10 protein-coding genes are annotated in these 10116 nt (G+C 70.0%); 5 read left to right on the top strand and 5 right to left on the bottom strand.

Annotation, left to right across the window (positions count from 1 at the left end; genetic code table 11):
- The coding region (locus VF697_RS20945; protein ID WP_331097649.1) for a glutathione S-transferase family protein at positions 1–619 on the bottom strand (619 nt) is incomplete at its 3' end.
- Between the two features lie 323 nt (positions 620–942).
- Complete coding sequence (locus tag VF697_RS20940) at positions 943–1677, bottom strand: GNAT family N-acetyltransferase (RefSeq protein WP_331097647.1); 735 nt, start codon at positions 1675–1677, stop codon at positions 943–945.
- 206 nt (positions 1678–1883) lie between these two features.
- Here VF697_RS20940 and VF697_RS20935 point away from each other — a divergent pair, with 206 nt between their 5' ends.
- The 5 genes from VF697_RS20935 (at position 1884) to VF697_RS20915 (ending at position 8006) form a co-directional block, all read left to right on the top strand.
- A complete protein-coding gene (locus VF697_RS20935; RefSeq protein ID WP_331097645.1) occupies positions 1884–3065 on the top strand; it encodes a cytochrome P450 in 1182 nt (393 codons plus the stop codon).
- Between the two features lie 9 nt (positions 3066–3074).
- The gene (locus tag VF697_RS20930) at positions 3075–4562 is read left to right on the top strand and encodes a glycosyltransferase (RefSeq protein WP_331097643.1); all 1488 of its coding nucleotides are present in this window, start codon (positions 3075–3077) and stop codon (positions 4560–4562) included.
- On the top strand, positions 4559–4717 hold the full coding sequence (locus VF697_RS20925) for a hypothetical protein (RefSeq protein ID WP_331097641.1): 159 nt from the start codon (positions 4559–4561) through the stop codon (positions 4715–4717). The genes VF697_RS20930 and VF697_RS20925 overlap by 4 nt, the downstream gene beginning before the upstream one ends.
- The gene (locus tag VF697_RS20920; RefSeq protein ID WP_331097639.1) at positions 4714–4935 is read left to right on the top strand and encodes a hypothetical protein; all 222 of its coding nucleotides are present in this window, start codon (positions 4714–4716) and stop codon (positions 4933–4935) included. The genes VF697_RS20925 and VF697_RS20920 overlap by 4 nt, the downstream gene beginning before the upstream one ends.
- 83 nt (positions 4936–5018) lie before the next feature.
- A complete protein-coding gene (locus VF697_RS20915; protein ID WP_331097637.1) occupies positions 5019–8006 on the top strand; it encodes a protein kinase domain-containing protein in 2988 nt (995 codons plus the stop codon).
- A 54-nt stretch (positions 8007–8060) separates the two neighbouring features.
- Here the strand turns inward: VF697_RS20915 and VF697_RS20910 are convergent, their stop codons facing one another.
- The 3 genes from VF697_RS20910 to VF697_RS20900 all read right to left on the bottom strand — a co-directional run.
- Positions 8061–8957, bottom strand: a complete 897-nt coding sequence (locus VF697_RS20910; RefSeq protein WP_331097635.1) for a DUF459 domain-containing protein — start codon at positions 8955–8957, stop codon at positions 8061–8063.
- A gap of 48 nt (positions 8958–9005) precedes the next feature.
- A complete protein-coding gene (locus VF697_RS20905) occupies positions 9006–9296 on the bottom strand; it encodes a PPC domain-containing protein (RefSeq protein ID WP_331097633.1) in 291 nt (96 codons plus the stop codon).
- Between the two features lie 82 nt (positions 9297–9378).
- On the bottom strand, positions 9379–10116 hold a 738-nt coding region (locus VF697_RS20900; protein ID WP_331097631.1), incomplete at its 5' end, for a GNAT family N-acetyltransferase.

Genomic DNA, 10116 nt, shown 5'->3' with positions numbered 1-10116 from the left:
GGGTCTGCATCAGGTTGGCCAGGTAGGCATACACGGTGGCATCCACCGTAGTGGGCCGCTCCCCCAGGAGGTAGGGGTTGTCTCCCAGCTGATCGGAGACCGCCCGCATGTCCGCGATACCGATGCGGTACACCTCCTCCGCCGTGTGGCGACCCATGCCGTGGCCGTACATCTGCCCCAGCATGCGCTGGCGGTACATGTCCCCCACCATGGGCCGATGATCCTGCGGCACCCCGTCCAGCTGGTCCATCAGGAGCTGCCGGTAGACCTTCCAGTTGTGCTCGTCCTTGTAACGAGCCTGGATGATGATCCAGTAGAAGTTCTCCTTCATCATCCGGCGGAACGCGATGGAGATGGCGCGCTGCCCTGGCGTCAGCCCGGAGTCCGGATCCCGCCCGAACTGCGCCGCGAGGTGCTCGATGATGAAGGTCGAGTCGCCCAGCCGCACCCCGTCCTTGTCGATGATGTAGGGGATCTTCCCCTTGGGAGCGTTGCCAATGTCCAGCGGCGCCACCACGTAGGGAATGTCCGCCATGCGCAGCCAGGTCTCCAGCTTCATGCACGGCGGGCTGACGTTCGGCAGCCCCCACGATCTCCTCAACTGAATCAACCGGATCATGCGGTCCTTCCGTGGCAACGGGACATGCCTCGCCACCCTCGCGACCGATGCGAGACGGGAGTCTGACGGAGGATATCCGAAGCTGGACCCGTCGCATCCTCCGTCCCCGCCCCAACCCCGAGCCCATTCTGGGAACGTCTTCGGCAGGATGATTTCATTCCCAACAAAGCCCAACCGCCCCAAGCCAGATCAACGCGGCGCGAAGACGGGTTCTCTGGGAGTGCAGGAATACATTTCGCTCTCCATGGACTACGCGTAAAACCTGTTTTTCAGCCAGCATCCGAAAACAGGTCGAGACGGTGTCCGCGTCTTCTAGCGCCCGGTCAGCGCCGCCCGTACAGCAGCACCTCGAACTCCGGCGCGAACCCGAGGCGCCGGTACAGCCGCTCGGCGGGTGAGCCGGAGCTCACCTGCAAGGCGATGACGTCACACCCGCCGCGCCGGGCCTCGTCCACGAGATGCGAGATGAGCACCCGGCTCATGCCCCGGCCGCGGTGCTCCGCCAGGGTGGCGAGGCTGTAGATGCCGCCCACCCCCTCGGTGCGCAGCAGCAACCCCGCGGAGACCGCCCGGCCCCCGAAGTGGCCCAGCAGGTAGAAGTGCGAGGGGTCATCCACGTTGCGGAGCTGGGAGGCCAGCAGGAAGTTGAAGCGGCGATTGTGCGCATCCGCCAGCGTGGGAAAGGCGCTGAACTGGATTTCGGTGAAGGTGGCGAGCGCCTCCGGGGTGAGCGCGCGCTCCACCCGGTAGCCAGGAAGCTCCGGAGGAGGCGGCAGCTCCCGTCGGAGCGACATGTAGAGCAGCCCCCCCTGGAGTCCGAAGCCGAGCGCGAGGAGCCGCCGGGAGAGATCCCCGGCCCAGGGCATCACACGGATGGAGTGGCAACCGTCGGGCAGAGGCCCGGCGAGTGGCGCTTCGAGGATGAGATAGCGCAGCTCCTCATCCTCGCTGAGGATCTCGACGCCATCCGGCCGGCGAGCCATGCCACCCCGATGCCTGGAGGCGATGGTCAGCTGGTTCTCGTGAAGACGCCGGTGCAGCTCGCTCGGGGAGGACATGGCGGGGAGGCGTCCTTCTATCACCCCCGAGAGTCCCTCCGCGCCTCTTCCAGATTGAACGACCCTCTCGGTCGATTCGACCGACCCGCCCGGGTCCTCTCGCGGTCCCGAGTCGCACGGACCCTCTGAGCGCACGGGTCCGCATCGGCTGGCCCGGGGTTTGCCCTCTTGCCGTGCAGAACCCCTGCCTCGAGAGGATACCCGCGATGACTCCGACCCTGAACCTGATGGCCCCCGAAGTGAGGGCCAACCCCTACCCGCTCTACGCCGAGCTTCGACGAAGGCCCGTGTGCCAGGTGGAGCCGGGAGGAATGTGGGCCATCAGCCGCTACGACGACGTGGTGGCCGTCCTCAAGGATGCCCGGCGCTTCTCGTCGGAGGGCCTGGGCCGGAGCTTCCTGCCGCCCTGGTTGGACCGCAACCCCACGGCGGGCTCCCTCGTCATGAAGGATCCGCCGGACCATACGCGGCTGCGCAGCATGGTCAACCGGGCCTTCAGTGGCGCGGCGTTGGTCCGGTTGGAGTCGAGCATCCGCGCCATCGCCGAGGAGCTCGCCGAGTCCCTCGCGCGCCGCCAGGAGGTGGACTTCGTCGCCGAGTTCGCCCTGCTCCTCCCGGCCCGCGTCCTGAACCTCTTCTTCGGACTGGATCCCTCCATGGTCCCGACCTTGAAGCGCTGGGCGGATGATCTGGTCAGCATCCCCGCCAGCCAGCCCTCGCCCCAGCGCATGGCCGAGGTGCGCCAGAGCCTCGTGGAGATGGAGCAGTGCTTCAATGCGCTCATCGATGAGCGCCGCGCCAGGCCCGGAGAGGATCTCGTGAGCGAGCTGCTCCGCGTGGAGTCGCTCACGCACGAGGAGCTCCTCAGCTTCCTCTTCGGGCTGCTGCCGGCCGGAGTCGAGACGACCGTCTACCTCCTCGCCAACACGATGTTCCTCCTCGCGGAGCATCCCCAGGAAGCGGCTCGCGTGCGCGCGGACCCGACGCTCATCCCCCGACTCATCGAGGAGGTCCTCCGCTACGAGGCGCCAGGGCAGAGCAGCCTCCGGCTGACGACCGAGGACGTGCAGCTCTCCGGGGTGACCGTGCCCCGCGGCTCCCTCGTCGTCGTCCTGATGGGCGCGGCCATGCGCGACGAGAGCCGCTTCCCCCAGGCGGATCGGTTCAGCCTCGACCGCGAGAGCCAGAGCAACCTCTCCTTCGGCCACGGCCCCCACTTCTGCCTCGGAGCGATGCTCGCCCGGATGGAGGCCCGCCTCGGACTGGAGGCGATCTTCTCCCGCATCCGCGACTTCTCCCTCGTGCGGCGGGACATCTCCTGGTCGCAGTCGATCATCGCTCGAGGCCCGCTGGCCCTGCCGCTCCGCCTGGAGCCCAAGGGCCGGTGAGCGCGTGACGTGGATACCAAGGTGGTGGCGCTCGCCCGGAAGGGTGCGCTCGTCCATAATTCCTTCATGAGCGAGATCGCCTTCCTGAGCCACCCCACGGTGGGCCACCTCAATACCCTGCTCTCCACGGCGCTGCGGATGCGGGCCGAAGGACACCGCTCGCGCTTCTTCATCCCGGGCGGCCCCTCGCTCGGGTTCCGGCTGAAGCCCGACATCCTCAACAACGTCGTGGATGTGCCTGCGATGGTGGAGCGCGCGGGGCTGCCGCTGGAGCGGCTCCGCCCGGCGCTCGGCGTCATCTTCCACGCCATCCGCCTCGCCCGGAGCACCGGCTACCAGGAGACGCGGATCGCCCTGGAGCTGTTCACCTCGGGGGCGGAGGCGACCACGCGCGACATCCTCCGCCGGCTGGAGCGCCAACCCGCGGATGTGCTGGTCGCTGACTTCGCCTTCTACCCGGCCATCCTCGCCGCCGAGAAGCTGGGACTGCCCTGGGTGGCCGTCTACCACAGCGGCCTCCCCTTCCGCGGGCAGGGCGTGCCGCCCTGGGGCAGCGGTCTGCCCATCGGCACCGAGGGGCCGGAGCTCCAGCGCGCCGAGGCCACCGAGGCGGAGCTGCTCGCGCATCTGGCTCGCAAGATGGGGAAGGTCCGACGCGCGCTCGGGCTGGGACCGGGCCCGGAGGACGTGCTGCGGACTCCCGCCTCGCCCTGGCTCAACCTGGTGATGAGCCATGAGGCCATCGAGGCGCCGCGCACTGGCCTCGGCCCGAGCTGCTTCTTCGTCGGCCCCTGCTTCTCCACCCGGCGCGGCACTGATGCGGAGGGCTTCCCCTTCGACAAGCTGCGCGCGGACGCCTTCAAGGTGTACGTGTCGCTCGGCACCGTCTTCAACGACAAGCCGGACGTGTTCCGCACCCTCCTCCGGGGGCTCGACACGCCGGGCATCCAGGCCATCGTGAGCGCGGGAGCGGCCTACCCGCGCCTCGCCTCCGGGCCCCTGCCCTCCAACGCGCTCCTCTTCCGCCGCGTTCCCCAGGTGGACCTGTTGCCAAAGGTGGACCTCGTCATCGGCCACGGAGGCAACAACAGCACCAACGAGACGCTGGCGGCGGGTAAACCCCTGCTGATCGTGCCGGTGGGAGGCGAGCAGCACGACAACGCGCGGCGCATCGAGCACCTCGGGGCCGGACTCTTCCAGCCACTCCAGACGCTCTCCGAGGAGAACGTCCGCCGGGCGGTGGCGCGACTGCGCGAGGAGCCGGGCTTCCGGGCGAAGGCGGAGGCGCTGAGCGGACGATTGGAGAGCAGCGATGGACCGAGCACGTCCTCGGCCCTCATCGCCCTGCTGGCGCGCCGCCGCGCGCCGGTGCTCCTCCCCGAGGGCGCGCCCCGCACCGTTACGCGTGAGGGGCTGGCGTCCCTGCTCACCGCGCTGGGCGACCCGCCCGCTCCGTCCTCCGCTGGCGCCGCCCAGGGGGGAGGCTCCACCTCATGACCGCCACGACCTCGCAGCTCGCCGAGAAGGAGTCCTCCCGCCGGCGCGAGGAGGCCGTCCGAGCAGTTATCGCCTGGCTCGGCGAGGGGCCGACGTGCACGGTGCGAACCGCTGGTTATCATGGGGCGCACCGTTCCAAGGACACCCCCTCGTGAGTTCCCTCCTCATCCGTCTGGTCTGTGGTCTGCTCTTCACCGCGATGGCGCTCGGCGCGATCGTCCATCCACCGGCCGACCTCACCCAGGGGCTGGGGATGCTCCTCCCCGCGACCATGCTGCTGAACTACGCCATCCGGGGTCCGCGCCGCTCGGTACTGCCCAAGAGGCCAGCTCCGGCCCCCGCCTCCACCAGCGCCGGCACGGCCCAGCCCTGAAGGCTGCAAATCGGTCGTAGTGACGGCGGGCTCCCCCCATCCGGCCCAGGAGGCGTCCGAGTCCCCTTGGGCGGCGTGCTAACGTGGGGCGACTGGCCACCCTCATCCGGGGGGCTCACCGCAGCTGGGAGTCGCGCTTGGGTACCTACCGGGTTGTCAGAAAGATCGCCACCGGAGGCATGGCCGAGGTCTTCCTCGCCAGAATGGTGGGAGCCGAGGGCTTCGAGAAGCCCGTGGCCGTCAAGCGCATCCTCCCGAGCATGGCCCAGGACTCGCGCTTCATCGACCTGTTCCTGCGCGAAGCCAGGGTGACCGTCGCGCTCCAGCACGCCAACGTGGTGCAGGTGCTCGACCTGGGCTCGAGCCAGAAGCAGTACTACATGGTGATGGAGTTCGTGGACGGAGAGAACCTCCGCACCCTCCTCAAGATGGCCCGCCAGCGCAAGGTGTCGCTCGGCATTCGCGAGGTCTGCTTCATCGTCCAGCAGATCGCCGAGGGCCTCGCCTACGCCCACGCCCGCACCGACCCGTCCGGCGCCCCCCTCAACATCATCCACCGCGACATCAACCCCTCCAACGTGATGATCTCCAGCACGGGGGAGGTCAAGCTCGCCGACTTCGGCATCGCCAAGGTGGCCGATGACCACCCGGAGACGCAGACAGGGGTGCTCAAGGGGAAGGTCAACTACCTGTCGCCCGAGCAGGTGCTGGGCCGCGTCGTGGACCAGCGCAGCGACATCTTCCTGCTGGGGCTGCTCCTCTATGAGCTGCTCGCGGGCCGTCAGCTCTTCGAGGGCACCGCCTACCTCCAGGTCGTCCAACAGATTGGCGCCTTCGACGAGCGCGACCTCCCGCCCATTCCCGGCGTGCCCGCGCCGCTGTGGACGGTGCTGCTCAAGGCCCTGGCCGCCTCACCGGCCTCGCGCATCCACACCGCGAGCGAGCTCTCCGATGCCCTCCAGGGCTTCCTCTTCGAGCACCGGCTCCGGGTGGGCACCTCCGACATCGCCCAGCTCTTCTCCCGCCTCTTTCCCGAGCGGCCCTCGGCCCTGGAGGACTTGAAGAGCGGCAAGCACCTGGGGGAGATCAAGCTGGAGAGCCGGGAGCCGGCGCGCACCCCGACCGGGACACCCCAGAGCGCCAGCGCCAGCGCCAGCGCCAAGCCCAAGGCCCCCGAGCCGCCCCGGAGTCCTCCCGAGGAGCCCTCGCGCCCCGCGACCCCGGTCGCCGTGCCCCGCCCCAACAGCCCGCCCCCCGCACGCGCCGCGCGGCGTCTTGGCGACATCCTCGTGGCGCGCGGGATGCTCTCCGCCTCCCGGCTGGAGGAGGGGCTCGCCCTTCAGAAGAAGCAGCCCGGCCAGAAGCTGGGCCAGGTGCTCGTCGCCGAGGGCCTCGTCGACCCGGAGGACCTGACGCGGGCGCTCGCCGAGCAAGGCCACCTCGTCTTCATCTCCGACAACCAACTCCAGACAATGGAGCTCCCCCCGGAGGACGTCCTCAAGCTGGTGCCCCGGGAGCTGTGCGAGCGGCTGTGCGCGGTGCCCGTGGTGCTGCGGGGCAAGGAGCTGTATTGCGCCGTGCTCGAGCCGCGCGACCTCAAGGCACTCGACGCGCTGAAGTTCGCCGTCGGCTCCTTCGCCGTCCAGGGCATCCTGGCCTCGGACTTCGCCATCCGCCGCGCCATCCACCGCTTCTACTCGGCCCGCGACTCCCTGGTGGTGCTGGAGGCCGCCGACATCGAATCGCCCACCCGCGAGCGCGTGATCCAGTTCGCCGAGCAGTTCATGGGCCGGCAGATCCTCCAGTTCGAGGAGGAGCAACTGGCTCGCGCGGCGGTCCCCCCCGTCCACGCTACACCGGCCCCCCCGCGCCTGCCCGCACTGTCGATCGGCACCGGCCCGACCCCCCGCCTGGTGCTCGTCGTCGCCGATTCCCTCGAGCTGCGGGAGACGGCCATGCAGTTGCTGCTCCAGCAGGGCTTCAGCGCGGCGGCCAGCCCCGCGGCCGACGTCGAGCAGGCCCTGGCGCGCGGTGGCCCGGAGCTGGTCCTCGTGGCCGAGGACGAGGTGGAGGCCCCCACGGCCCTGGCGGCCCGGCTGCGCGCCGCCCACCCGAACCTCGACGTGCGCGTCCTGCCCTTCGGGGCCTCGCTCGCCGGAGAAGGAGGGCCCCTCGCGCGGCTGCGGAGCGCCCAGTCCAGACTGCTTGAGGGGGCCCTGTCGATGCTCGGCGGAAGTGCCGCGCTCGCCCCCTTCCTCGTGCGGCTCACCCGTGGGACGGCGACGCGCCTGGGGGCCAGCAGCCTCGAGGAGGCCCTCGCGGGCACGGCCGCCCAGGCCCTCATCCTGGCCGCGCGGATGGAGGAGCCGAAACGCTTCATCCTCCCCTCTCTCGCGCGCGTGCGTACCCTGCTGGGCAGCGAGCACCCCGAGGTGCTGGAGCTGCTTGCCGCCATCCTCCCCGAAGGAGGCCGGGGCAAGGCGCCCCCGGGCCGGCTGGCGGCGGCGACCCTGTGCGCGGCGTCCTTCGTCCTCCAGGTGCAGAGCCCCCGGCCTGGCCCCACCGAGAGCGCCGAGGCCCTCGCGCTCCTGCGCAAGGACCCGCACCTGCCTGGCTCCGCCGTGGAAGCGCTCGCCACCGAACTGGCCGAGAGCATGCCGGCCCCGGCGGCCGCCGCCCGTGTGGTGGTGCTGGAGCCAGACCCGGCCACCGCCACGGCCCTCCAGCTCCGCTTGAGGAAGGAGGGGCTGACCGTGCAGTTCACCCACTCGCGGGCCGAGGCGGAGCGGGCCCTCGCCTCGGGGGCACAGGCCGGCATCCTCGCCTCACCGCTGCCGGAGGGTGACGTGCACGCGGTGCTGCGCGCGCTGCGGGCCGCTCCCGCCACGGCCACCCTGCCCCTCTTCCTCCTGGCCGCCAGCCAGGACCCGGCGGAGGTGACCGCGGGACTGGAGGCCGGAGCCGATGACGTGCTGGTACGGCCCGTGAGCATGGAGGTGCTCGCCGCCAAGCTGCGCCGCGCGCTCGCCCAGCACCAGTCCGTGCGTCTCAAGGCCGGCGTGAGCGGATGAGCTCCGACACGGCCCATCCCCGAGGGCCGGAGTCAGGGTGCTACCCCCACCCGCTCACGGCTCGCAGGAGGCCACGGACATCATCGGCACTTCCGAGACGGCATCTGCCTCGCGGCAGACCGATGACTCCGACTCACCGACCTCCTCCAGCGGAGGCGGGGCGGTGGCGACATTGCCCGGCTCCGAGGGGACGGACGGCGAGCCCTCGCCGGGCCCGAGCAGTCCCATGACCGAGGGGTAGACCTTGGTGGCGAAGTACCGGCCGCCCGCGAGCGTGAAGTGGACCCCATCCTCCATCTTCAGCCGCATGGGCTTGCGGAAGCCGTCGACCCGGGCCTCGCGCAGGATGGCTCCCGTCGCGTCGAGGAAGAAGGACTTCGTGTCGAGGTGGAGCGCATCCTCGCGAGCCGAGACGGCGTCGCGAAGGATGGGGCGGATGACGCCCAGCTTGCGCTCGAAGTTCTTCAGCCCCGTGGTCGGCAGGGCGACCCAGAGGATCTTCCGGCCGGGCGCCGCGAGAATCCCCAGGAAGTCCTCGACGCGCTGGCGGTACGCGGACGTCCAGCCGGCCGCGCCCCACTGCATCCGCGCCTTGCCCTTGCCGTCCGTGAGCCCCTGCCCATCGTTGCCGCCCATGATGACGACGACGACATCGGGCCGGTGACGCTCGACCTCCTCGCGACCGACCGCCATCCAGTCGAAGAAGTCGGGACGCGCGAGCCCCGTGGAGGACTTCGCTCGCCGCACGGCGCGGATCCCCGGCTGCTCGTTCAGCAACGTCTCCAGGTGCTCGCCAAAGCTGGTGACGATCAGGCTGTCACCGAGCAGGAGCACGGTCCGAGTCGCCGGCGACTCGAGCTGCTTCGAGGTCTCCGTCCCAGTCGCCGCGGACACCCCTCCCGAGCACACGAGGGCGAGGCACACGAGGACGCGAGCGAGGTGAGTCTCCATCTCCCCACCAACCTACCGCGCCCGCGCGCGGTTGAGAAAAATCCGCACTCAGGGAGCGGTGTAGCTCACGTCGAGTTTAAAAGTCCCGGCGACATAGCCGTACACCATCACGTCGGCGCGGCTCTGCCCGGGCGGCACCTGGAGCGAGCAGTCCTCGATGGCGCCACTGAGGTAGGGACGGCAGTCGAACGAGGTCCGCGTGGGCTGGCCCCCGAAGCGCACATAGAGGTCCGGGTCACCCGAGCCGGTCATCCGGACCGTCAGGCAGGTGCCCGGGAGGACGGTGAAGGACCACGTGTAGGCGCTGTTGACGTTGTACGCGCGGCCGATGCCTATCAAGTAGACCCAGCAACACGTTTGGGCACAAACAGCGCATCCCCGCTCGGCTGGTGGAGGAAGAGCCGAGCACTTCGTCCCACCCCTACGTGGGCAGCCAGGCTCCCTCCGGGTGCGAGGCGTCCACCATGAAGAGCATCCGCGTCACGAAGCGGAATCCCACCCGCTCGTAGATACGGCCGGCCTCCTCGGTGATGGTGCTGAGGAACAGCACGTCCACGCCGCGATCGAAGGCCTCCTGGACCACGCGAGAGGTCAGCGCGGTGCCGAGTCCCCGCTTGCGGAATCGCTCGATCGTCGCCACTCCCCCGACCTCGGCGATGCCCGCATGGAGCGGCGTGAACATGCCCACCACGGCGGGCTGCCCCTCCACCCGCCCGAGCACCGCACTCCCCTCCTTCAGCTCCCCCAGCATCTTGGAGATCTCCTCCTCGGGGACCTCATAGGACTCCCCCTGGGAGAAGCCCTGACGCGCGGCGATGCAGTACGCACGCACCTCCTCACGAGGGGAGGCAGGCGTGAGGACCGACAACGTGAGCGCCTCCGGCACCGGGACCGGGGTGAAGCTCTCCCGAGTGCAGACCATCAACCGCGCCTCGGCCTCCCGCCGGAAGCCGTGGGCGAGGAGCGTCTCCTCCAGGGCTGGCGCCAACTCGGCGACGTACTCGAAGCGAGGCACCCGCTTCCGCTCCTGGAACGCCTCCCGCAGCCGCTTCAAGGGCTCGTGCACGTCTCCCGTGAGGGGCCCATCCGGGATGGCATAGTTGAAGTAGACCATCGCATCGAAGGGGTGGAGGAACACCGTGAAGGGCGGGACCGGGAC

Source organism: Archangium sp. (assembly GCF_036388035.1).
Classification (GTDB): Bacteria; Myxococcota; Myxococcia; order Myxococcales; family Myxococcaceae; genus Archangium.
This window is presented reverse-complemented; position numbering and strand designations above follow the sequence as displayed.